This window comes from Enterococcus sp. DIV1368b (genome assembly GCF_050529595.1).
Lineage (GTDB): Bacteria > Bacillota > Bacilli > Lactobacillales > Enterococcaceae > Enterococcus_B > Enterococcus_B mundtii.
Map to the genome: position 1 here is coordinate 2254332 of NZ_CP172883.1, position 25243 is coordinate 2279574.

19 protein-coding genes and 1 other annotated feature are annotated in these 25243 nt (G+C 38.8%); of the genes, 3 read left to right on the plus strand and 16 right to left on the minus strand.

Features of this window, described 5'->3' with window-relative positions:
- Positions 1-18: 18 nt before the first annotated feature.
- Positions 19-2013, minus strand: a complete 1995-nt coding sequence (locus IGJ19_RS10400) for a V-type ATP synthase subunit I (RefSeq protein WP_430603912.1) — start codon at positions 2011-2013, stop codon at positions 19-21.
- On the minus strand, positions 2000-2323 hold the full coding sequence (locus tag IGJ19_RS10405) for a hypothetical protein (protein ID WP_071867326.1): 324 nt from the start codon (positions 2321-2323) through the stop codon (positions 2000-2002). Before IGJ19_RS10405 ends, IGJ19_RS10400 begins: the two co-directional genes overlap by 14 nt.
- A gap of 109 nt (positions 2324-2432) precedes the next feature.
- Positions 2433-2480 (minus strand) — a sequence feature (sodium ion sensor (DUF1646 type); this cis-regulatory element may regulate processes involved in with the transportation of sodium ions).
- 218 nt (positions 2481-2698) lie between these two features.
- Here IGJ19_RS10405 and IGJ19_RS10410 point away from each other — a divergent pair.
- Positions 2699-3418, plus strand: coding sequence for a gamma-glutamyl-gamma-aminobutyrate hydrolase family protein (locus IGJ19_RS10410; RefSeq protein WP_071867325.1), 720 nt, complete (start codon positions 2699-2701; stop codon positions 3416-3418).
- Between the two features lie 95 nt (positions 3419-3513).
- Here the strand turns inward: IGJ19_RS10410 and IGJ19_RS10415 are convergent, their stop codons facing one another.
- From IGJ19_RS10415 to zapA, 8 genes are all read right to left on the minus strand, one after another.
- The gene (locus IGJ19_RS10415) at positions 3514-5412 is read right to left on the minus strand and encodes a fructose-1,6-bisphosphatase (RefSeq protein ID WP_071867324.1); all 1899 of its coding nucleotides are present in this window, start codon (positions 5410-5412) and stop codon (positions 3514-3516) included.
- Between the two features lie 253 nt (positions 5413-5665).
- Positions 5666-6928, minus strand: a complete 1263-nt coding sequence (locus tag IGJ19_RS10420; RefSeq protein WP_161641992.1) for an ABC transporter permease — start codon at positions 6926-6928, stop codon at positions 5666-5668.
- A complete protein-coding gene (locus IGJ19_RS10425; protein ID WP_071867322.1) occupies positions 6921-7820 on the minus strand; it encodes an ABC transporter ATP-binding protein in 900 nt (299 codons plus the stop codon). The genes IGJ19_RS10420 and IGJ19_RS10425 overlap by 8 nt, the downstream gene beginning before the upstream one ends.
- Before the next feature lie 143 nt (positions 7821-7963).
- Complete coding sequence (uvrC, locus tag IGJ19_RS10430; protein ID WP_071867321.1) at positions 7964-9742, minus strand: excinuclease ABC subunit UvrC; 1779 nt, start codon at positions 9740-9742, stop codon at positions 7964-7966.
- 267 nt (positions 9743-10009) lie between these two features.
- Positions 10010-10324 (minus strand): thioredoxin, encoded by a 315-nt coding sequence (trxA, locus tag IGJ19_RS10435; protein ID WP_010734835.1) that lies wholly within the window; start codon positions 10322-10324, stop codon positions 10010-10012.
- 85 nt (positions 10325-10409) lie between these two features.
- Entirely contained in the window at positions 10410-12770 is a 2361-nt protein-coding gene (locus IGJ19_RS10440) for an endonuclease MutS2 (protein ID WP_019722436.1), read from the minus strand.
- Between the two features lie 109 nt (positions 12771-12879).
- Positions 12880-13428, minus strand: coding sequence for a CvpA family protein (locus IGJ19_RS10445; protein WP_071867319.1), 549 nt, complete (start codon positions 13426-13428; stop codon positions 12880-12882).
- Between the two features lie 29 nt (positions 13429-13457).
- Positions 13458-13892, minus strand: coding sequence for a cell division protein ZapA (gene zapA, locus IGJ19_RS10450; protein ID WP_010734832.1), 435 nt, complete (start codon positions 13890-13892; stop codon positions 13458-13460).
- Positions 13893-14097: 205 nt separating this feature from the next.
- Here zapA and rnhC point away from each other — a divergent pair, with 205 nt between their 5' ends.
- Together rnhC and IGJ19_RS10460 are read left to right on the plus strand one after the other, a co-directional pair.
- On the plus strand, positions 14098-15012 hold the full coding sequence (gene rnhC, locus IGJ19_RS10455) for a ribonuclease HIII (RefSeq protein ID WP_071867317.1): 915 nt from the start codon (positions 14098-14100) through the stop codon (positions 15010-15012).
- 82 nt (positions 15013-15094) lie between these two features.
- Positions 15095-15997 (plus strand): N-acetylmuramoyl-L-alanine amidase family protein, encoded by a 903-nt coding sequence (locus tag IGJ19_RS10460; RefSeq protein ID WP_142433269.1) that lies wholly within the window; start codon positions 15095-15097, stop codon positions 15995-15997.
- A 127-nt stretch (positions 15998-16124) separates the two neighbouring features.
- Here IGJ19_RS10460 and IGJ19_RS10465 read toward each other — a convergent pair whose 3' ends face one another.
- The 6 genes from IGJ19_RS10465 to IGJ19_RS10490 all read right to left on the minus strand — a co-directional run bounded on the left by IGJ19_RS10465 (position 16125) and on the right by IGJ19_RS10490 (position 25243).
- Positions 16125-18407 (minus strand): glycosyl hydrolase family 18 protein, encoded by a 2283-nt coding sequence (locus IGJ19_RS10465; RefSeq protein ID WP_430603920.1) that lies wholly within the window; start codon positions 18405-18407, stop codon positions 16125-16127.
- Between the two features lie 347 nt (positions 18408-18754).
- On the minus strand, positions 18755-21343 hold the full coding sequence (locus tag IGJ19_RS10470; protein ID WP_071867315.1) for a glycosyl hydrolase family 18 protein: 2589 nt from the start codon (positions 21341-21343) through the stop codon (positions 18755-18757).
- A gap of 530 nt (positions 21344-21873) precedes the next feature.
- Positions 21874-22449, minus strand: coding sequence for a TetR/AcrR family transcriptional regulator (locus tag IGJ19_RS10475; protein ID WP_071867314.1), 576 nt, complete (start codon positions 22447-22449; stop codon positions 21874-21876).
- A gap of 17 nt (positions 22450-22466) precedes the next feature.
- Positions 22467-23135, minus strand: a complete 669-nt coding sequence (locus tag IGJ19_RS10480; RefSeq protein ID WP_034687532.1) for an ABC transporter ATP-binding protein — start codon at positions 23133-23135, stop codon at positions 22467-22469.
- A 15-nt stretch (positions 23136-23150) separates the two neighbouring features.
- Complete coding sequence (locus IGJ19_RS10485; RefSeq protein ID WP_071867313.1) at positions 23151-24221, minus strand: ABC transporter permease; 1071 nt, start codon at positions 24219-24221, stop codon at positions 23151-23153.
- A 170-nt stretch (positions 24222-24391) separates the two neighbouring features.
- Positions 24392-25243, minus strand: coding sequence for an L-ribulose-5-phosphate 3-epimerase (locus tag IGJ19_RS10490; RefSeq protein WP_071867312.1), 852 nt, complete (start codon positions 25241-25243; stop codon positions 24392-24394).

Genomic DNA, 25243 nt, shown 5'->3' on the forward strand with positions numbered 1-25243 from the left:
AAAATTCCTCCAATTATTTTACTTTTTTTTATGATTGATATTGACATATTTTTCCGCTGTTTTCAGTGGATCGAAGGCCCGTCCGCCTCCGGTATAAAACTTGCCGAAAAATTCGACATATTGCAATCTTGCGCCATGCACGTAGGCACTAAGCAAGGTCAAGAACATATTCAACGCATGTAAAGCGATGATCAATAAGATCCCGACACTAAAACGTGCGGCTGGCGGCATGAAAGCAACCAACATATTGAAGGCAGCCCCGATACTCCCGCCAGAGATCCCCAAAGCCATCAATCGTGTATAACTCACTAGATCACCGACATAACCAGTCAAACCATACAAATTATAGGCTCCTTTTGCAGCACCTTTGGCTTTAGATGAAGATTGGAAAATCGGAATGACCAAAATACATAGCGCTGATAAAATCGCTAATCCTGCACCTAGATAAACAAAAATCGGGTTCTTGACGATCATACTACCAAGCAATAAAAGGACGACTCCCACTAAAATCCCTTGCCAAGCAAATCCATCATTGATCGCATCCACGTAATCTTTGCGCTTGATATGCTCTTTTGCTGCAAGAAACAACCCGACTAAGATTTGGATAAGCCCAAAAATGACAGACAAGACTAAAATCGTATTGACATCATCTGTTGTAGACAACAATGGGAAGGGCAAGTGGATACCTAACACTTCGGTCGGTAACGCTTGGCCAAAGAAGGAACTGTAAATAAATCCCCAGATGATCGACGGAATCGCTAAGATTTCGAAAAACTTAGCAAATCGCTGTATCCCTCGAGGCAATACCAACAATTTTTGTGCAATGATTGCGCCTATAAGCATGAGTAAACCATAACCAATATCAGCCACCATCATCCCGAAAAAGACAAGATAAAATGGCGTCATCCATGGTGTCGGATCAATTTCATGATACTTAGGTAAACTATACATTTCCGTCAGCATTTCAAAAGGTGCCACTATTGGATGGTTCTTCAATTTCGTTGGTACTTCTTGATCGATCTCTTCTTCGGTGGGCGCTTCAAAGCTAAGAAAGACTTCATCAGCAGACAACGTATTTTCTACCTGCTGGATCAATTCTTGCTTTTCGTCCTCGCCGACCCAGCCTTGGACAACGATCAGGTAAGGCGCCATGACAAATCGATCCTTCACTGCTTCTCGTTCTGCCATTGCCAAGAGGATTTCTTCTGCCCATTCCAATTCTTGGATGTAACTGCTACAACGACCGATTTTGATCGCTAATTGTTTTTGTGCTTCGTAACAAGCTTGCAACTCTTGCTTGATTTCCTGTAGCTGTTCTTTTGGCGTTTGCTTATAAGGATATGCTTCTTTGACAAAACCATAACGAGTAGCAATCTCATCGACAATAGATGCTGAAGTTTTGAGCACCACGTAAGTCAAGTAAACGAAGTGGTCTGTTTCGCTAACTTCTTCCACGTAGACCTCTGGTACTTTTGCTAATGCTTCTCGAAATTCTATCGCATTAGCAACACTGATCGTTCCCATCTCAACTGTTGTTTGGTGACTACGAAAGCTTTGCGGTATAACATCCAGATTTGCCCAATGTGTCAACCAGTCTTCCTGCTCTGACAGTTGTTCTCGTTGTTCTGCCAATGTTTCCCATTGTTTCTTTAACCCTAATATTTCAGTTAAACGCTTCGTAAAATCTTCTTCCGAATAATTTGCTTCTAGTTCCTGCAAGGTCACTTCTCTTCGTTTGAGGTGTTGTTTCTTTTGTTGCTTGTCCCCATGATGATCAATGAATTGAACAGCTTCTCTTGTTTGCATGATCCGACTAGTAAGCGCATTGACGATCGGTTCTTTTTCGAAAATCGCTGCTTTAGGAAAATAAGTATCCACCCATTGATTATTTGTCGTTTCTTGAAAAAGATCGCGAATCTCTACATTTTGAATACCTTGGATTGCTTGTAATAAGGCATCCTGATTTTGTTTATCGGAAATGAGAGTCACTTTTTCCATCTTAGTGACGGCCATAGGTTTCTTTCACCCTTTCAATGATCGCGTCAACCGCTTGCTGACGTTGCTTCTCATATTGTTCTTGTACGATAGATTGCAATCGTCTAGCGTCTTCGTTCAATTTATTTTTTTCAGCAATCGCTTTTTGCTGTTCCGCTCGTTTTTTTTCTTCAAACAACTGTTCCAAATGTTGTTTTTGACTTGCACGAAGTTGATCCAATTCGACATCTTTTGCTTCTTTATAATCTTTTAACTCTTGCTGAAGCTTTTTCATCGCTTGTTCATTTTCTTTTTCAGCTTGTTTGATTTTTTCTAAGGCTTCTAGCACATTCCCCACTTCCTTTCTCTAAAAAAAAGAGGGACATCCTTTCTTTTTTCATTGAAAGTATGTCCCTCTAAAAATAACTTCAGATAATTTAGGCACTTTCAAAAAAATGTTCTTCTCACCCCTTGAAGAACTAGATCCTTGAAGCTTGCGCCCAACCATTTATATATTTCTTACTTACAAGTATAACAAATTCAGGTAAAATTTCAACTAACAGATCCCTTTTTCCTTTCAGAAAGTTCACAACTGACAGTAAATGAGCAACTTTAGATAAACATTCTACCTATTATATAATTACGTACGTTTTCCAAAACAAATATTTTAATTTTTTTTAAACTATTGCTAAAATAGAAGTAGTTTATGAATGGAGGAAATCGTATGCATCAAAAAATTGGTATCGCGGCCAATCAATTACTGCGGGCTACAGAAACATTTCAAGGAAATCAAGTCACTTACACCCCGCAAGGTTTTGTTAATGCGGTACAGCAAGCAGGGGGCTTGCCTTTGCTTTTCCCTATTTCTTCCACAGAAAGCGCTCGTGACTACATTCAGCTCGTCGATAAGCTACTCCTTGCTGGTGGTCAGGATGTCAGTCCTTCGCTCTACAACGAAGCGCCTCACCCTAAATTGACAGAAACAAACCTCGATCGAGATTTGTTTGAACAGGCGTTGATCCATGAAGCATTGAAGCAAAACAAACCGATCTTAGCTGTGTGTCGTGGGATGCAATTATTGAATGTAACGTTAGGTGGGAATCTCTACCAAGACCTTACGTTATATCCAAATTGGTCAGTCAAACATGAACAACAACCAACCCCACCGCAATTTGCTACGCATGAAATCACAGTCGAACCAGATAGTAGACTCCACGAAATATTACCTACTTCTTATTTTGTAAATTCTTATCATCACCAAGCAATCAGAGATCTTGCTCCCACACTAAAAGCGACAGCGTATTCTCCTGATGGATTGGTGGAAGCTGTTGAAAGTAGAGGATCCGACCAACGAATACTTGGTGTTCAATGGCATCCTGAGCTTATTCATCAAAAAAATCCACTCGATCAAAAATTATTTGATTATTTTGTACAATCGTTATGATCGTTACAAACGAAATGAAAAGCCCGTCTAGCAGAAACAACATGTTTCTGCTAGACGGGCTTCATTCATTTTATGCAAGGCACATCGACCAGCAGTTAACTTCTACGATACTCAAGCAACTGTTTCAATTGCTGGATTTGTCGCTGTAATTCGCTCCCTTTTGTCGTATCACGATTTAATTTTCGTGGCAACTGTTGATCAATGACCTTTTTCACTTCTGCCAAGCCATTGGCTGTTTCAAATTGTTCCTCGATGCCTAGAAATGGATAGTGGGTCACGATTTGAAAGCCATAAGAGTTACATAGCAACGAATACCCTGCAATACCTGTTGTTCGTTGATAGGCCTTTGATAAACCACCGTCAATCACGAAAACTGTTCCGTCTGCTTTGATTGGGGATTCCCCTTTTTTCACTTTGACTGGTGTATGTCCATTGATGATCACTGAACCATAAACCGGTACACCGAACTCACGCCTTACTTTTTGACTCAACCATTCTTTGTCTCGTAATCGATAGTAAGCATTGCTGACTTCCACATGCGTTTCTTTTTCTGCTAAATAATAACGCTCAAACGTCGCCATCTTACTTTTACCAAACAACGGCGAGTAAGGCCCACTCCATGCATACCAAATCAAATCAGTCGCTAAGTCTTCTTTTTTCTTTAGTGATTTAGCACTTTCACGAATCTGTTCTTCAAAGAATGCCATCAATTGCTTCCCTTGATACGTCTCACTCCCAAGTTTAAAACTTAGAAACTCACCATGTTCATCTACTGGCATACAGCCATGAAACAAGATACTTTGGTTCGTGACAAGATACATCCTACCTTTTTCTAAAAGGAAATCCATATGTTTTTGCATTCGGAGTGAATGTTGAAAAGAATACAGCAACATATCGATCACTCGTCGTTCGTCTGCCGATAAACGATCCGGTTCCTGCGTAGAAATCGTCTGAAAACATGGGTGATGGATCGTATACTTTTGACCATCCAGAAATAACTCATTTTTTTCATAATCGATATTCGCTAAGATATCCCGATCCGCCATCTCAAATTCCGGTCGTCGTTTCAGTAATTGGGATTCTAGTTTGAACTGCATGATCGCAAGCGCCTGATGGATCTTCTCCATCTCTTCTCTCTCGCGTTCTGTCGCGTCTTGGCTATTCTTAGGTGTAAACAAAGGGTTTGTCTGATAAGTTTCTGTCGCAAACGAACAAAGGGAACGCAGATTCAACGCGTATTCTTTTTCCAACTCGAATAAATAATTATACCGCGCAGCGATACGCAATAAGGTCAACAAACAAGTTTCCGAGCCACAATACGCCCCAAGCCATAAAATATCATGATTGCCCCATTGGATATCGATTGAATGGATCTCCATCAAGCGGTCCATCACTTTGGCGGCTTGTGTCCCCCGATCAAAGATGTCTCCGACTACGTGGACATGATCGATCACCATTCGTTGAATCGTCTGCGCTAACTTTTTTAAAAAGCGCTCTTCTTCATTCATCTCAAGCAACTGATCAACGATTTTACTCACATAAGATTTTTTCCCTTGCACACGATCATCAACATACAATAATTCCTCAATGATATAACTATATTCTTTAGGTAAGGCTTTTCTTACTTTTGATCTCGTATACTTGACAGAAGTGAATCGCAGCAACTCAATCAATTGATGGATCAACGTTGTTTTGTCTTGTTTCTTGTACCAGTCAGTCGCTAATGCGTATTCCGGATAGGCAACAAAAATCGTTAATCGCTTGATCTCTTCTTCACTTAAACATTCTTGAAATAAATCTTTGATTTTCTCTCGTAGATTCCCTGAACCATTTCTCAATATATGATCAAATGCTGGAAACTCGCCATGGATATCACTTAAAAATAATTCGGTTCCTTTTGGTAGTTGTAGAATTGCTTCTAAGTTGATGATCTCCGTAATGACTTCTTCTTTTGTTGGGAATTTTTCTGACAATAATTCTAAATATTGATCCATCCAAACGCCTCCAAAATTGGTATACCTAAAATTATAGGACACACAATGGATATTTACAACAAAATTACTTTATCTATTCGAAAATAGGTACATATATAATCGTGAATTTTTTAAATCAAACAAAAGCGCTCTAGGTATACGACCAAAAGCAACTCTTATGAAAATAAGCCGAGACACCCAAAATTTGAAGAACAATTTTCGGGTGTCTCGGCTTATTTCTCAGAGTTGAATATTTCTGTGACAACTTCAACCTTTATTTCTTTTTGCGTTCATTTCTCATGATTGAAATTGATTGTTTCAATGACGTCCAAATACCACCTTCACTGTAAACAAGCACGTTTGATTTGTACATATTTGCGGACATGAACATCAATACGAATGTGATGATCACTAAGACGACCAAAGAAATCAATGCGCCACTCATTTCAACTGTTTCATTTGCCAAGCGGATTGGCATGATATATGAAGATAGGAACGGTATATATGAAGTGATGCGGATCACGATATTATTCGGATCAGATGCACCAAGGATCAATCCTAACATATAACCCCCTAAAGAAAGGTACGTCACTGGTAAAATCGCTTTTGCTGTATCTTCGGCTTTGTTGACCAATGAGCCACATAAGGCAGCTAATACCGCGTAGATCAAAATACCAAAGAACATAAATAGTAAAGAGTACCATAAGAATGGGCCGAAAATACTATCTAAAGAAATCCCATCCAGTACACTTTTAACGATTTCCATATCTTTGAACTGATTGAATCCTATTGCAAAGATGATGCCATATAAAGCCATTTGAGTGACTGCCACTAGCAGTACCCCTGTCAATTTTCCATAAAAATGTTTTTGTGCAGTGGTACTAGACAAAATCACTTCCATGATTCTTGTCCCTTTTTCTGAAGCAATCTCTTGTGCAATGATCTGTGCATACGTCAAGATGATGATGAATAGAATGATTGTTGCAACATAACTGACCGCATATTGAACAGCTGAGTTATCTTCTCCTATCGTCATTTCACCATTTGCATCAAAACTGACTTTTTGTCTTGAAAATGCAGCGGGTTGACTTAATGCAGCCACTTCTTCTGGAGAGATCCCTAAACTACTTGCCCGCATCATCGACTGTAAGCCAGTCAACTGCTGTTGGATCAACAGTTGCGTTGCTTGGCCTAATGAGTTTTCACTAAATAATTCTCCGGATACTTCTCCATTATCTGTCGTGACTACCATGTACGCATCGATCTTTTCGTCAGATAACTTACTTTTGGCTTCATCCTCCGATGAAAAAGCTTCAAAGTGGAAATCCCCAATATCGGATTGACTCAAATAATCAGTGATTTGTTGGTCTTCAGCAATGACACCGATTTTATCTGTTTCACTGTTTTGTTGAGCAAAATTACCTGCTAAGTAAATCACACCCATCAAAACAAACGGCACTAGTATCATAATAATAAAAGAAATCGATTTGACATTTTTCAAATAGACATCTTTCGTGATGATCCAAAACTTACTCATGTAGCTCACCTGCTTTCATCTTGAAGATTTCTTCTAAAGTAGGCGGTTGTTGATTGAACATTGGAATATAGCCAAATTGCGTCGCGCGAGTAAAGATCTCTTTCCCTACATCTGGATGATCCAATGTGATTTCCAACGATTGATCCTCACGAAGAATCACTTTTTGGACCCCGTCGATTTCCTCTATTTCTTGCTGTGATAATCCAGACTCTAAAAATAGCTTTGTTCGTCCAAATGCTTCTCGAATCTCGTGGACTTTCCCATCTAGTACCATCTCCCCATTTCGAAGCATGATCAAGTGGTCACAAATCTTTTCAACATTATCCATGTTGTGACTAGAAAAAATGACACATGAGCCATTTTTCTTCAATTCGATGATCCCGTCTTTAAGTAGCTCAGCATTCACTGGGTCCAACCCACTAAAAGGCTCGTCTAAAATAATCAACTTAGGTTCGTGGATCAGTGTTGCAATCAGTTGTACCTTTTGTTGATTTCCTTTTGACAAGGACTTAACTTTATCTGTTTTTTTCCCTTTTACTTGAAATTTCTCCATCCAAAAATCGATCTTAGGTTCAATTTCTTTTTTCGTTTTTCCACGTAATGCAGCAAAATAGATCAACTGTTCTTGGATCGATACCTTGGGATAAAGCCCTCGTTCTTCAGGTAAATACCCAATGATATCATAATCTTTTTCACTCAAATGATGACCGTTCCATAGCACTTCGCCTTGATCTTGCGTCAAAAAATCTAAAATCAAGCGAAAAGTCGTTGTTTTTCCTGCACCGTTTTGCCCAATCAATCCCATGATTTTTCCATCAGGTATTTGAAAAGAAACATGATCAACAGCTGTATAACTGCCAAACGTCTTAACCAAATCCTTTACCTCTAGCATTTTCTCACTCCTTCATCCTAAATTTTTCTATCCTTTACTGTACGATATAAAAATAACTTATATATAAAAACTTATGTTATTGTTTTTTATTGTACATATAAAAATGATAGGACAGTTTACAGGTTTTGTAAAGCGCCCTCAGTTCAATTTTTATGCAGTTTATCGAAAACATTTTGTGCGACATTTTTTGGTAGACCAATTTCTTGTAACTCCTCAATTGACGCAGCGGTGATGTTTTTTAACGATTTGAACTCTTTCAACAACATTTTTTTTCGTTTTGGCCCTAACCCTTCAATCTCATCTAAGCGCGAAGCAAAACTATTTTTACTACGTAATTGGCGATGAAACGTGATTGCAAAGCGATGGACTTCGTCTTGGATACGTTGCAATAAAAAGAATTCTGGTGAATTTCGTTCAAGCGGAACAACTTCTAATTCATTCCCAAATAACAACTCATTGGTTTTATGCTTATCATTCTTCGCCATTCCAGCGACTGGGATATCGATACCTAATTGATTTTCTAATACATCCTTTGCTACATCGACTTGCCCTTTCCCCCCATCGATCAAAATCAGATCAGGCAATGGCAGTTCTTCTCGTATCACACGTGCATAGCGGCGGTAGATGACTTCTCGCATCGAAGCATAGTCGTCCGGTCCAACGACCGTTTTGATTTTATATTTACGGTATTCTTTTTTTGCTGGTTTTCCATCGATGAACACCACCATCGCTGCTACTGGATCGGTCCCCATGATATTAGAGTTATCAAAAGACTCGATCCGGATAGGTGCTGGGATGTTCATTGCATTACCAAGGCGCTCGATCGCTCCGATCGTTCGTTCTTGTTTCCTAACGATCAAATCAAAGCGTTCGTTCAATGCCACCCTTGCATTTTTATTGGCTAGTTCAACTAACTTTTTCTTCTCACCACGTTTGGGCTGGATGACCTTTGTCGCTAACAACGCCTCAACACTCGGTTGGTCGATCGTATCAGGGATTACCACTTCTTTTGGAATGAAATGTTCATTTTCTTGATAAAACTGCCCGATGTATGTTAAGAAATCCTCTTCTGCTTCATTGTAAAAAGGAATGATCGATACATCTCGTTCAATCAGTTTTCCTTGACGTACAAAGAATACTTGGACACACATCCAGCCTTTATCAATGGCATAACCAAACACATCTCGATCAATCAAATCAGTGTTTGTCATTTTTTGTCTTGTCATGATCGTTTCGATGGCTCTGATTTGATCACGATACTCTGCTGCTTTTTCAAATTCCATATTTTCTGCGGCCTTGGCCATTTTTTCTTGGATCTCGGCTTCGATCGTCTCATGACCACCATTCAAAAAGCGTTTGACTTCATTCACGATACTTGTATATTCCGCTGGATCTACATCAAAATAGTAGGGACATAAACATTGCCCTAAATGGTAATAAAGACAAGGTTCTTTTGTCTGACTCGGTTTACATTTCCGTAAAGGGAATAAACGATCTAAAATCTTTTTTGTTTCATTCGCAGCCCCAACATCGGGGTAAGGACCAAAATAAAAGGCTTTGTCTTTTAATACTTTACGAGTGATCACTAAACGAGGATATTTTTCGTTCGTGATCTTTAAAAAAGGATAAGTTTTATCATCCTTTAACATGATATTGTATTTTGGATCATTCTTTTTGATCAGATTGATTTCTAGCAGTAACGCTTCAATGTTAGATTCTGTCACAATGTATTCAAAGTCCTCGATCTCACTAACTAATCGCTCCGTTTTCGTGTTATGGCTTCCAGTAAAATAGGAACGCACGCGATTTTTCAAGACTTTGGCTTTTCCTACATAAATGATCGTACCGTTTTTGTCTTTCATCAAATAGCAGCCAGGCTGATCAGGAAGTAATGCAAGTTTATTTTTTATTCGTTCATTCATGGTGACTGCTCCTTTATATTTCTGATATCGCTATTATAACAGAGGTTGAGATAGAAGTATCAAGCGAAGAGACACAAGAAAAATTTTGCGTAGCTTATCGTATAAATTTTTAAGTATCCTGTACGCTAACAAAAGATTCTATTCTCTTCATTTATGGCTTTTTTATTCCACGTCTCCGTTCAGTTTTATGACTCGATTAGTCGCAAAAAAACCGAGACAGCAATCCATATGATTGTTGTCTCAGTCTGATGTGTTAGTTACTTAATCTTATAAGTGTTGGGCAATCATTTGACGTAATTGATCTTTTGATTGAACACCGATTGCTTTTTCTACTACTTCGCCGTCTTTTTTCAAAAGTAATGTTGGAATACTCATGATCCCAAATTGTTGTGGTGTTTCAGGATTTTCATCAACATCCATCTTCACGATTCTGAATTCGTCTTCGTCATATTCTTCTTCTAACTGGTCTAAAATTGGCGCTTGCATTCGACAAGGTCCACACCAAGTTGCCCAAAAGTCGATTAAAACTAACCCTTTATCTGTTTCTTCGTTGAATGTTGCATCTGTAATTACTTGAGCCATATCAAAGACCTCCATTTATTAGTCTACTCTAAGTATAGCACTATTGGTGCCTAGATTCGAGCTATTTGCTTACCTTTAGTAAGTTTTATTTAAATTTAACAATTGTCGCACCATTGCCCCCTTGATTTCCTGGAGCAAAATCGAAGCTCTTGACACTACGATGATTTTTTAAATAATCGGTGATTCCGGTTCTTAGTGCGCCTGTGCCTTTTCCATGAACGATCGTCACTTGAGGGTAGCCAGCCAAAATTGCCGCATCTAAATATAGATCGACTTCATTTAATGCTTCTTCATAACGCTTCCCTCGAAGATCCAGCTGGTTGGAGACGGTGGAATGAGCATCTGAGCGAACCGTATGGATCACTCGTTGTTGTGGTTCTTTTTGGGGAGCAATCGGTGTTAATTCACTTTCCGAAACGTTCATCTTCAGGATACCGATCTCCACTTGCCATTGGTTGCCATTTTTGCGCAACAATGTTCCACGCTGCCCATAAGTCGTCACGAGTACTTCGTCACCTGGTTTCAATGTTTTCTGTTCTTTCGCTTTTTTCAAGACCTTATTTTTCTTTAATTGTTCTTCTTGATGCAAGTTGGCTAACTGTGATTTTGCATCGATCAATTGATGCTCTTTGACCGTACCTTGCCCCACTTGTTTTTGTAAGTTGCGAATATCTGCGATGATTTTTTCTGCCTTTTCTTCTGCTTCAGAAACAAGTGCGTTGGCTTTTTGTTTGGCTTTCGCCATTTCTTGTTCACGCTCTTCAAAGAAGTAGCTATAAGCTTCTTTCAAATCATTGTACAGACGTTGCGCTTCATCGACATAATGACGCATCTCTAAATACTCTGTTTCTGCCATTTTTCGACGATTCTCTAAATCAGTGATCATTTCATTCAAGTCTTGACTTTCATCGTTCATCAATTGCTTGGCTTCATCAATGACTTGGTTGTCTAATCCTAAACGACTTGAAATCTCAAAGGCATTACTTCTACCCGGCACGCCGATCAACAAGCGGTAAGTTGGGCTAAGAGTGTCAACGTTGAACTCCATACTCGCATTGATGGTATTCGAGCGATTGTAGCCATAGACTTTCAATTCAGGATAATGTGTTGTTGCCATCACATAGGCAGATTTCTTTCCGAGATCATCTAAAATAGCAATGGCTAGCGCTGCTCCTTCTTGAGGATCAGTCCCCGCACCTAGTTCGTCAAATAAAACTAAGCTTTTTTCATTGACTTTGGAAAGGATATCCACGGTATTTGTCATATGTGAGGAGAAGGTCGATAAACTTTGCTCAATCGATTGTTCATCTCCGATATCAGCAAAAATATCTTCAAAGATCCCGATCTGACTTTCTTCATCCGCCGGGATCGGTAACCCTGCTTGCCCCATCAATTGCAATAAGCCCAGTGTTTTCAACGTGATGGTTTTCCCACCAGTATTTGGTCCGGTAATGACGATCGCTTGATAGTTTTCCCCAATCGAAATATCATTTGGGACGACTTTTTCTTGATCGATCAATGGGTGTCTGGCTTGCTTCAAATCAACGATGTTTTCTGTACTGATCGTCGGCACGATTGCCTTTAGTTCTTTCCCAAAGCGTGCTTTCGCATTCATCAAGTCCATTTTTCCAATGACATACGCATTGTGGATGATTTCTTGACGATGAGGAACTAACTCCGCCGACAACTCGCTTAGAATACGTTGGATCTCATTGCGTTCGGCAATTTGATATTGACGCAAGCGATTGTTCAATTCCACGACTTGTTTTGGTTCAACGAATAGTGTTTGTCCCGAAGAACTTTGATCATGGACGACTCCGCCAAACACACCACGATATTCTTGTTTTACTGGAATAACATAGCGGTCGTTTCTCATCGTAATGATGGCATCACTTAGGTATTTGGCATTTTTCCCACGAACGATCCCATCTAATTGTTCTCTAACTGCTTGTTCACTTCTACGGATATTATGACGGATCGTCTTCAACTCTGGAGAGGCATCATCCGTCACTCGTCCATCATCATCGATTGCTTCTTTCAAACGACGACTCAAGGATGGGATAGCAACTAATTGATCTGTCCAAAAATAAAGACGCGCAAACTCAATCTCGCTATCTGCTAAATCATCAATAAAACGTCGCAACTCACTAGTAGTTGATAGGACACGGGAAACCTGTGCTAGCTCGACCCCATTAAGGTCAGCACCGATTTCGATGCGTTTCATATGCGGACGGATATTCTCTAATTTGGGGATTGGGATACCGCCACGCAATCGTTGGACTTTTAGACCATCTTCTGTTTCTTCCAACCAATATCTGATCGTCTCTGCTTCATTCACTGGCACAAGCTGGGCTAATTCTTCTTGCCCTTGTGCTGTGATCACAAACTGTCGTACTTGTTGTTTTACTTTTTCAAACTCTAATGTTTCTAGAATGCGTTTGTTCATTTTTTTCACCTTACTTTCACTAAAAAAGAGGCCGATAGATGGCTAAGCAGTCTTCAAGACTAACCAACATCTTCATAGCCTCTGTCATTGACAAGAAATCATTTCTTACTTAGTTAATCACTTGTGTCACCCATAGATCATACATTTTATTTGCTAAAATAGGTGTTCGTTCAACCATAAATGTTGCAAGATTATTGCCACTAAATTGGTTTTGGATAAATCCCACCGGAATAAACGTCAGTAAACGTAAAACTAGAACCAAGGAAATATAGGTGATGATCACGGATAAAATCCCGCCAGCCACCCAGTCTAATTGCTTTAGTACAGGAATAAACGTCAACCCATGAGCGAATACCCCAATGAATCGTGTGACTAGCCAACCAATAAATAAAATGATCAAGAAAGCCACCCCTGCATAAAATGCTTCATCTAATTTAAATGAAAAAGCTTGATCAAAAAAAACTAAGTTAGAATTGGCTGTTACCGCAGGATAAGGAATATATAATTGCAGATGATTGGCTAATGTTTTGTAATAGGTTTGTGCTGCTAGAAATGAGACAAAATAGCCAACCAGATAAATCCCCTGTAGCGCAAAACCACGACTGGCTCCAGAAAAAAATGCAATCAGCAAAATAAATAAAATCAAAAGACTAAGCATACATTCTTCCTTTCTCTTCTATAATAATATCAATTTGAAGATCTTTGTTTGATTTGACCTTTTCGTTTTTCATTTAGAATCTGTTGTGCTTCCACATGATTTTTGATCTCATGGTCACTTCCATTTTCTTTCAATACTGCTCGTGCTTCGTTTTCAATCGCTTCGATTCGTTTGATCCGATTTTCCATTTCTGTGAATCTCACCATTTTTTGTTTCAGTTCTGTGACTTCTTTTATTAAATTCAAATTTTTTTCCTGTCTTTTCAATTGATCGGAAAATGCATTGACTGCTAATAAAATAGCTGCTTGTTCATTGTCTAATTGAGGGGACAATTCTTTCAGTTCAGCTAATTGTTCATTGATTAATTTTGTGACCATATCCATATGCTGTTTTGATTCTTGCCCGATAATAGTATACGTTTGGTCCGCAATCACCGCTTTATAGCGTGTTTTTTCATGTGCCATATGAATCTGTCTCCTCCTATTGCCAAAAATATTAACTAGTGTACCATATAGTTAAGCAATTAACCGTACACGAAAAACTTCATTATAAATACTTTACTATTATATGATAAACTTTGCAAAAATGCTATGTGTGCATTGATTTCAAATCAGCTGGATCTAGTCAAATACAACTTTTCTTACGACTGGATCGCAACAGGAGGAAAACATGAGTAACATTATCTTAAAAGTAACGACAAATCAAATGAATAAGATGAAAGAGGCGTATCGCCCATTTCTAGTACAAAAACCGATTCCATATACTCTTTTTTCAGCAAAAAAAAATGGCACAACGATCACTGCCTATACTTCTGGAAAAGTGATGTTTCAAGGCACCGGCGCCGAACAAGAAGCAGCAAAATGGGGAAATCCACTTACAGCAAAAAAAGCGACACAAACTAATTCTTCTTCCTTACCCAAAGATCTACAAACACTATCTGTTTTAGGGAGTGACGAAGTCGGCAACGGTAGTTACTTTGGCCCACTGACTGTTTGTGCTGCCTATGTCGATCAAACACAATTGAAAGAATTACGCACGTTAGGCGTCAAAGATTCAAAAGAATTAAAAGATGGACAAATCATTCAATTAGCCAAAGTATTAAAGGAAACGATCCCATATCAATTACTGGTTTTGCCACCAAAAAAATACAATGAGATCCAACCTACGTATAATGCAGTGAGAATGAAGGTCGCTTTACACAATCAAGCTATCCATTTATTGTTACAAAAAATTGCACCAGTCAAGCCGGATGCTATTTTGATCGACCAGTTCACACCGGAAGCCAACTTTAAAAAATACGCGCGTTTAGAAAAAAATCAACTCACCGAAAAACTCTACTTTGTTACAAAAGGTGAACAATATCATTTAGCTGTTGCTGCCGCTTCGATCATTAGTCGCGCAAGCTTTTTAGAAGAGTTGGACAAAGAATCTGCTGAACTTGGTCTCACGCTTCCTTCTGGTGCAGGTACAAAATCCGACCAAGTCGCTGCAACGATTTTAAAAAAAGGTGGCGAAGCCTTGTTAGCAAACTATGCAAAATTGCATTTTGCGAACACAGAAAAAGCCAAAAAATTAGTCAACTAACTATTAGTTTTAGCTTGTTCCACTTTTCTTTAAGTTCGATTTAAGTTTTGTTGTTTATCCTCATGTTCAAGAGGTGAAAACGATGAAAAAAATGCGAATTATTATTTTTTTATGTATAATCGGGATCATTGCCCTTTTCAAATTTGGTCTTAGCAATCAAGAAACAAATGCGAGACAACAGACAAGTAACAGTGTCTCTAGCATCATACCAACCACTGATTCTTCTTCAGAGACCCTCATAAAAATTGGAAAGGAAGATGCCACATTGTATGCAGATTCGTCATTAAGTGAACCGCTTATTTCCGTCAATGCTGGTGAACTGGCTACGCTTCTTTCAACTACAGCCAACGCCTACAAAATTACCACGAATGATGGTGAAACGGGCTATTTATCACTTACGGACGGCTCATCACTGACTCGCTCGACACAGGAGCTACCGAGTGACCTATCAGAAGCGGTGATCGTATTAGACCCAGGACACGGAGGCGACGATACAGGCGCGCTTAGCACAGATGGACATACAGAAGAAAAAACAGTGACACTCGCTGCCGCAAAACAGTTACAAACAAGTTTAGAAGCCGCTGGCGCAACGGTTTATTTGACACATGAAACAGATGACTACATTTCTTTAGATGACATCTGTTCATTTAGCGAAGAAAAAGCCGCTGACCTTTTTATCAGCTTACATGCTGATTCGACTGAATCGCCCAATGAAGCAACTGGTACCACCACTTATTATTATTACAATAGAGACCAACGTCTAGCGGAAACTGTTTCTGATGAACTGGCGGATCTGCCCATTACATCTCGTGGAACTGCTACAGGGAACTATCAGGTGTTAAGAGAAAACCTTCAGCCATCCCTCTTGATCGAAATGGGCTATATGAATAATGACGAAGATTTAGCTACATTGGCTACCGTTAACTATCAACAACAGTTGGCGCAATCGATCACACAAGCGCTACTCACTTATTTCAATCAGTAATTTTTTTCTAGACACAAGAACCTCGTTAGGTATTGATGTTTCATCAAGCCCAACGAGGTTCTTCAATTTCATCAGCAACCAGTTGTCAGTAAATGGTCACCCCTGAATCTGTTTATATTTAAACGATCTAATTGATCAATTCCCATGGTCCCCATTGTTGAGTTCCAGGTTCATCGCCTTGTGTCCACCATTTTGCCTGATACGTATTGCCTAGATGAGTGACTCTATCTCCCATAAGATAGACTGTTCCTGAATCCCATGCCGCATATCCAGGCACACTGTCTTCCAAGGTTTGAACGATCACTGATTGACTAGCAGCCGAAACATTGCTTGACGCATCGAATGCTTTGACAGTATACGTATACTCTGTATCAGGTGTTAATCCCGTATCTGTAAATGTTGGTGTTCTTGGTTGTCCGACTAATTGTCCATCACGGTAAACATAGTAACCTGCTACTCGCTGATTATCGGTCGAAGCCATCCAGTTCAATGTCACTTCTGTTGCAGTGATCGTTGTCGCTGCAACATTTGTTGGAATCGACGGTGCCTCAACATCTGATGGGTCTGGCTCTTCTGTACCAAAGATCACTTGGTGATTGATTTCAATGCCTTCAGTCCCAATTCGTTGACTTAAAGTGATCGTATCAATATGATCAACCAAAACCTGTGACGTATCAGATTGTAATCGGAAATCATAAGAATCCCCAGGCGCAATCTCTCTGCCATCATAAACGGAAGATAGATCAACTGTCACTGTGCCATTATCCATAGAAACAGTTCCAGCTTTATAGTTTCCTGCACTTAATGTTTCATTGCTATTCAAGTCGATCGTAAATTTAGGCAACTTGACTGTTTTCTGTGCAGCCTCAACAGCGCTTAATACAGTAGATGATTCTGTCAATGTTTCATTATTTGTCACTGTGATTTCGTACCCGCTTACATTATTCTCTGTATAAGGGGTGATATCCACAGAGATGTCTAATGGTGTACTAACGATTTCGTGCTGTGGTAATGGTGTATTCCCAAATAAGCCTTCTTTGATCGCGTTCGTCAATTCGTCACGTTTTGTACTTGTCGTTTCCTTGTCTTGTGATTGCATCCAAGAAATCACACCGCCTAATTGTTCTTCCTGTACATATTGTGTTTTATAACCGATCGAGCGTACGTTATCAAAACTGAAAAATTCGCCAGTTTCTGTACTATACATGTAAGGGGCCTTCGCTACATCATCCCAGTATTCAGTCAATCCACTCGTTGCATTAATCAAATCTGGAATATTTCGATAAGGCCAGACACCACCGGCTCTACCACCATCCCCTACAACTAATGGACTTTTGTTTTTTGCCCCGTATGTTGCCGATAGGTCAGCATTTCGATTACTCTGTTCAGCCGTTTGGAACAATCCCGGTAGTAACGGATTATTGCCTTCTGCTACTTCATGCCAACCACGAGTATAAAAAGCTGCCCCAATCACGATTTTTTCAGCTGGCGCACCTTCATTCCTTAAAAACTGAACCGTTTGATCTACAGAAAGTCCTTGGTCATAATTAGGATCAGCAGGATTCCCATAAAGCGCTGTATGATGTCCACTGCGGTCTCCCCAACCACCGTTCATATCATAGGTCATGATATTTGCAAAATCAACAACTTCAAATAAACCATCAATGTCTATCCCTGAAGATAATTTACTTTGAGATGCAGGCAGCGCAACTGATAATTCATAGGTCTTGCCTAGTTCTTCGCCTTGTTCATCAATCGACTCACGAATCTCATTTAGCAAAATGATATAATTTTCTTTGTCTTCAGGTACTGCATATGGCGTTCCTTCATCATTGACATTATCTACCAAGTCAGGTTGTCGAACATCTGCAGGATACTCCCAATCGACATCAACAAAATCCATATTCGTATATTTGATGAATCGGGTGACGTTTTCCACTAGATTTTGTCGTTTCACTGGATCAGCCGCTACTTCAGAAAAATCACCTGATTTAGACCAGCCCCCCAAAGAGACCCCAATTTTCATATTGGGATTTTTCCCACGTAGATCTTGGATCGCATTCAAGATACCCGAGCTTGCTGAATTCCATTGAACCCCTGTTTGTCCTACAGGCGCACCAACAGCAGCATCCGTATCTGTAAATTCTAAATCGCCATTACTATCAAAATCTAAAAAGGCAAAATTCAAATGAGTGATTTGATCAGCTGGAATATCTTTAGGATAGAAATTTCCTTCTCCACCCCAAATCGACCAATCGCCATAGTACATGACATTGCGATAAGGCGCGACCTGAGTTTCTCGCACCTCTTCAGCATGGACCTCTGGTGACTCATTAAATGCTGGTAAAGTCATTGAAACAATCGAAGAAAATAACAAAGCAACTAAACTAATACTCTTAATTCTTTTCATATCAATCTCATCTCCTTTTTTTTATCAGTTTATTTACGGAAAAACACGCGCGTCCAAATCACAGGTTAAAAAGTTATTTTATCACTCCTCTAAAATTAGAAATCAACTAAAATTCAATTAGAAACGTCTTGCAAATATGAATTTAACATTTATTTATTTTTAATGCAACTAATTGGAATCGATTATACCTATCGCTTTTCAAGTTATTTTTAAGCCATATGATTTTGTTTATTTTTTAACTAACATGTTTTTTTCGGTAAATTCGAGTAAATAAGATAAATAACAACGACAGAATAACATTATAAAAAAAAGAACAAGGCAAGCTGCCCTGTTCTTTTTTATCTAAATTAACCAATTAATTCCCAAGGACCCCATTGTTCAGTTCCTGGCTCATCACCTTGTGTCCACCATTTCGCACGATAAGTATTTCCTTTATGAGTTACTACATCACCTAAATCATAGACTTTGTTAGCATCCCATTCGCCTTCAGCTGGAGGAGTTGTTTCTTCTAAAGTTGTGACAACTAATGCTTTGCTTTCTTCTGAAACATTTCCTGCTGCATCAAATGCTTTTACTGTATATGAGTATTCCGTATTCGGTGTTAACCCAGCATCAGCAAATGAAGTTGTTGCTGATTGACCAACTTGTTTGCCATCACGGAAAACATAGTATCCTGCGACTGCAACATTGTCAGTTGAACGAGTCCAAGACAATGATACATTTTTCTCACCGATCGTTGAAGCTTTCAAGTCTAATGGAATTGAAGGTGCTTCTGTATCTACTGGTGCTTTTTCTAACGTTTTAACAACTAATGCTTTACTTTCTTCTGAAACATTTCCCGCACGGTCAAATGCTTTTACTGTATATGAATATTCTGTATCTGCAGTTAAATCAGCGTCAGTAAATGAAGTTGTTGCTGATTGACCAACTTGTTTGCCATCACGGAAAACGTAGTATCCTGCGACCCCTTTGTCGTCAGTTGATTTTGTCCATGATAGAGAAACGTTTGTTTCACCGATTGTTGAAGCTGTAAGTCCTGTTGGTACTGAAGGTGCTTCTGTATCAGGTGTTCCTGGTTCAGTCGTTGAACCTTCACCAAAAATCACTTGTTTATTGATTTCGATACCTTCGTCCCCAATTCTCTGGCTTAATGTGATTGAGTCGATATTGTCAACAGCGACATCTGCTTCAGCAGCATTTGAACTCAATCTGAACTCATAAGATGCACCTGGTGCGATTTCTTTGCCATCATATACAGAAGACAAATCAACGATTGCAGCGCCATCAACATTTGTTACAGTACCTGCTTTGTAATCGCCAGCGCCAAGTTTTTCATTTGTCGCCATTGGAATCACTAGTTTAGGTAATTTGATTGTTTCTTGTGAAAATTCAACTAATTTCAATACAGAAGAAGTTTCTTCCATTTTTTCATTGTTGGTAATTTTTACGTCGTAACCACTAACGCCATATTGTGTATAAGTTGAGATCTCAACATCCACATTCAATGGTGTGCTCTTGATTTCAAATTCTGGAAGTTTCTCACTACCTAACAATCCTTCTTTGATTGCATTGGTCAACTCATCACGTTTTGTACCAGTTGTTTCTTTGTCTTGTGATTGTTGCCATGAAATGATTCCACCAAGTTGGTTTTCTTTTACATATTCAGCTTTATAAGTCACTGATTTTTCATTTTCGTAAGTAAAGAATTCACCAGTTGTTTCACTGTACATAAATGGTGCTTTCGCTACGTCATCCCAATACTCTTTCAATCCAGATGTATCACCAAGTAACGTTTCAATATCACGGTATGGCCATACACCACTAGCACGTCCACCGTCACCTACTTTTAATGGATTTTTATTTTTCGCTCCATAACTTGGTGTTTGATCGGCATCTTGACTTGATAATTCTGCTTTTTGGAATAATCCCGGTGCCTCTTCATTATCCCCTTTTGCCACTTCGTTCCATCCACGAGTATAGAATGCTGCCCCAATAACGATTTTTTCTGACGCCGCACCTTTCTCACGTAGGTATTCTACTGTTTGATCTACTGAGAAGCCTTCATCATAATTAGGATCAGCCGGATTTCCGTAAAGTGCTGAATGGTGACCACTTGTATCTGACCATGCGCCAGTTAAGTCATACGTCATGATGTTTGCGAAATCGACAACATCAAATAGTCGTTTCACGTCGATACCTGAATCTAATTTACCTTGAGCTGCTGGCAATGCAACAGATAGTTCATATGTTTTCCCTAATTCTTCGCCTTGTTTATCAATTGTTTCGCGAATTTCATCTAATAATTTTATGTAATTTTCTTTATCTTCAGGTTTTGCATTTGGTGTTCCTTCGTCATTTACGTTATCCACTAGATCTGGTTGACGTACATCTGCCGGGAATTCCCAGTCAACATCGACAAAGTCCATATTTGTGTATTTAATGAATTTTGCTACATTATCTACAAGGTTCTTACGTTTCGTAGGGTTTGCTGCTACTTCAGAGAAATCTCCTGATTTAGACCAACCACCTAATGAAACACCAATTTTCATGTTTGGATTTTTTCCACGTAAATCTTGAATCGCATTTAAGATACCAGAACTAGCAGAGTTCCATTGTACGCCCGGTAATCCTACAGGAGCGCCTGTCGCTGCGTCTGCATCAGTAAAGACTAGTTCGCCATCACTATCAAAATCTAAAAAGGCAAAATTCAAGTGAGTCAATTGATCTGCTGGGATATCTTTTGGATAAAAGTTACCTTCGCCGCCCCAAATCGACCAGTCACCATAGTACATTACGTTTCTATAAGTTGCTTGTTGTTCTGTTTGTTGGATTTCTTCTGCATTGACGATAGACAATTCCCCAATTGTCGGAAGCGTCGTTGAGACAACAGAAGAAAATAACATTGCTGCCAACCCAATTTTTTTAACACTTTTCATTTTTAATTCTCCCCTTTTTACACTATTCACTTTTCAAAAAACAATTATGTAACACAATTAACACGAAAATATGTTATTCATTCCCCCTCTATTTCTCTAAAATAGTGAGTTAAACTCAGTGAAGCTTTTGTTGCTAACAGAATATTATCACCTGAAAATGGCTTTTTCAACCGTTTTCCTAAAATTATTTAAAAAACAAATTAAATCACCTTGGTTATTTAACTAATTTATAATCGTTATTATTAAAAATCTTTATATCACTTGCTTTTCACCTCTTTTTCTCAATTGCCTGAAAAATTAAATATCCCTCATTATTTTAATTAAAAAATAACAATCCAAGAAAATATAATAACAAAAAAGTGTAGAGGACAAGAAATTAAATTCATTTTTGTTTCTAATCTTAAAAATCAAATAAACGATGTTCCAGAAGTAACTCCTTCATAAAAAGCCGAGAAACCCAAAATTTGAAAAACAATTTTTGGGTTTCTCGGCTTATTTCTCGGAGCTGGACACTTCTGCCACCACCGCATTTAATCAGCTACCACCCCATGAAGGTATAAATCGATCAGTCGTTCCACACTAAATGGGTTTTCAAGTGAATTAGAAGATTCGGTGATATATGGTGCTAATAGAAGAAAAAAGTGCTTTGCAGCCATTTCTGTCGTAACATGAGCGCGCATCAAAGATTGATTTGTCGAAAAAATCACTTCAAATGGTTCACGATAACTTTTTTTCCACAAGGTAAAAAGATGATTTCGTGTCTCGGCAGAAAGGTTTGATTTTAAATCATGATGCATCATAAATAGGTCTAAAAGATGGGTATCGATCAGATACTTCGTCATTTTAGTCAAAGATTGTTTAAAATCAAGTTTGTTCTCTTCTAAGATTGCTCTTAAGTCTGTCCCTACAGTACTCAAATGCTCTTCTAAGACTGCACAATATAACTTTTCTTTATCGCTAAAGTAATGATAAAGATTTGGTTGCGTGATTCCAGCATTTTTAGCAATCTCACGTGTTGACGTTCCTTGATAACCTTTTGACATAAACAAACGATTGGCTTCTTTTAAAATTTTCTCTTGTGTATCCTTATTGTATCGATGGACCAACTTTTACACCCTCTGACTTATTTTTTTTCCCGGAAGACACCATCTTCTATCATAAATACTTTATCACATCTGTCAATAAGTCGGGTATCATGAGTGACCATTATGATTGCTTTATTTTTTTCCTTGGATTCTTTCGCTAAAATATCTACGACTTCTACTGCTTTTTCTGAATCCAAACTAGCTGTTGGCTCATCTGCCAAAATAATCGAAGGATCGTTATATAGCGCTCGAGCAATTGCCACTCTTTGTCGTTCCCCACCCGAAAGATCTTCTGGATACTTATTAAGGAGTTTATCCACACCAAGTTGTTGGAATAATTCTTTCGCCTCCTCTTGTCGATTTTCATGCTTGATCTTATCGACCAATACTAATTGTTTTTTGACGGTCAAAAATGGAACTAGATTGGAAGCTTGAAGAATAAATCCAATTTCCTTGAACCGTAATTTTACTCGTTTTTTCTCCGGTTGTTCACTAAAATCTTCTCCATTGATTTTGACAGTTCCTTTATTTGGTGTCTGTAAACCGCCTGCAATCGTTAAGAAGGTACTCTTTCCAGAACCAGATGGTCCAATGATTGCGACAAACTCCCCTTTATCAACACTGACATTTGTTTTTTTCAATGCTTGAACGGTTTGATCACCATCTTTAAAACTTTTTTCAACATCTATAAATTCAATTGCTTTCATTTCCCATTCTCCTTTCTATCCGATTGCTTTTAATGGATCAATTTTTACGATCGTTCTAACAGAGAAGAGAGCCCCTAAAATAGCAACGATCAACATCATCACACTAATCACACCGAAAAACAACCAGTTACTTTGGAACGGGACAGCATCTGGTAGAACAAGTGAAGTAACGAATGTTCCAAACAATCCAAGAGCAACACCGAAAAATGAAAGTAAGAACGTTTGTGCAACTACTGAACGTGCAATAAATCCACCAGTCACTCCTTGGGCTTTCAGTACACCAAAAATATTGATTTTTTGCATAGTCAATACATAGATGAAAATACCGATCACGATCGCTGCAATTACGATCAAGAAGCCAATCATGAAACCAAATGTCAATACTTGTGCATTGTATCCTGGTAGTTCATTGATGAATGTCGAAATACTGATTTTCTCTAAATCATCCGGTAAACTCTCCACATCTCCTCGCACGACCACTGCATTGATACGAGCGTTATCAGTTGCGTCCTGTTTCTCAAACCGTATCTCTTGGTACGCATTGATCGTTGTATAAACGACAGGAGAGACATTGAATTTGGCATTCTCCGTAAATCCAGTCAATTTAAATGTTTTGTCACTTCCTGATAATTTGATCGTATCTCCAATGTCCAAGCCATATTCTTCTTTTAAACTGATATCACCGACTGCTTCATCGTTTGACTGGAATTCTTCTCCTTCCACGATATTCGGCATGATGAATTGGTTTTGATCGATTCCAAAAAAACTAACATTGACTTTATCAGCATCTGGACGATCTGGACTCGTGACTACTCCAGGTGTTTGAGCTAAATAAGCTACTTGATCACCTTTCACTTCTTCTGCCATCTTTTTCGTGATCATCGACATCCCTAAGTTTGTATTGGCGTCTTTTGATAAAACAATGGTATCTGCCTCCCATTTATCTACAGCAGTTCGATTGTCTTGTGCCAACCCATAGGCTAATCCTGTCAAAAAAAAGACAAGGTACGCAATTAGAAACATGACGCCTGTCACTAAGGCATAGCGTAATTTTGAATGAATGATTTCATTTAATGCTAAAAACATAAAATTCCCCCTAAAAATTTATCAACTGATAAATATATCTTATCACTTGATAAATTTTTAGAGGAATAATCTGCTCAGAATAATCAATAAAAGAGAAAACAATTGAGTTGATCACATTCAATAAGGAATATTTCAATCGTTTGTTTACATATTCCACCAAAAAAGTAAGATTAAAATCCCGATTCTTTTAACTTTGGCAATAGATAATCTTTCGCCTGTAAGATCTGACTTTCATAATCCTGATCCTGACCACTCCACATTTCAATCAAGAATGGCCCTTCATAATTTACACGTTTCAATGTTTTAAATAATCCAGAAAAATCCACACAACCTTGACCGAACGGAACGTCTCTGAACTTACCTTTACTACTTGCTGTTACGGGTTGCGTATCTTTTAGGTGGATCGAAGTAATATATTCGATGCCTTGTTCAAGTTCAATCGCCACATTATTTTCTGGCCACGCTGATAGATTTCCTAAGTCAGGATACACTTGTAAATAAGGAGAAGGGAGTTGTTTTTTTATCTCCATGAATTTACGAATGGAATTCATAAATGGGTCATCCATGACTTCAATCGACAAGATTATCCCAAACTGTGCTGCCTCCTTGATACTGGCACGCAATCCTCTGATAAATGCTTCTCTTGTCTCTATTGATTTTTTTTCATAGTATACATCGTATCCCGCCACTTGTATGATCCTGATGCCTAACCGATACGCAAGTTGTATTGCCTTTTTCATCATACATAAGGCTTTTTCTTGTTTTTTGATATCTACTGAGCCGAATGGAAAACGCCGATGTCCACTCAAACAAAGGGAATGGATAGCAATCCCCGAAGACGCAATCGCTTCCTTTAACTCAGCGATTTGTTCATTCGTCCAATCTAAACGAGCCAATCGTTCCTCGCTTTCGTCAATCGATAATTCCAGAAAATCAAACCCCAATTCTTTTACTGCATCTAACCGCTCTTGCCACGACCATCCGCTAGGTAGTGCCTTTTCATAAAGTCCGATTCTCGCCAT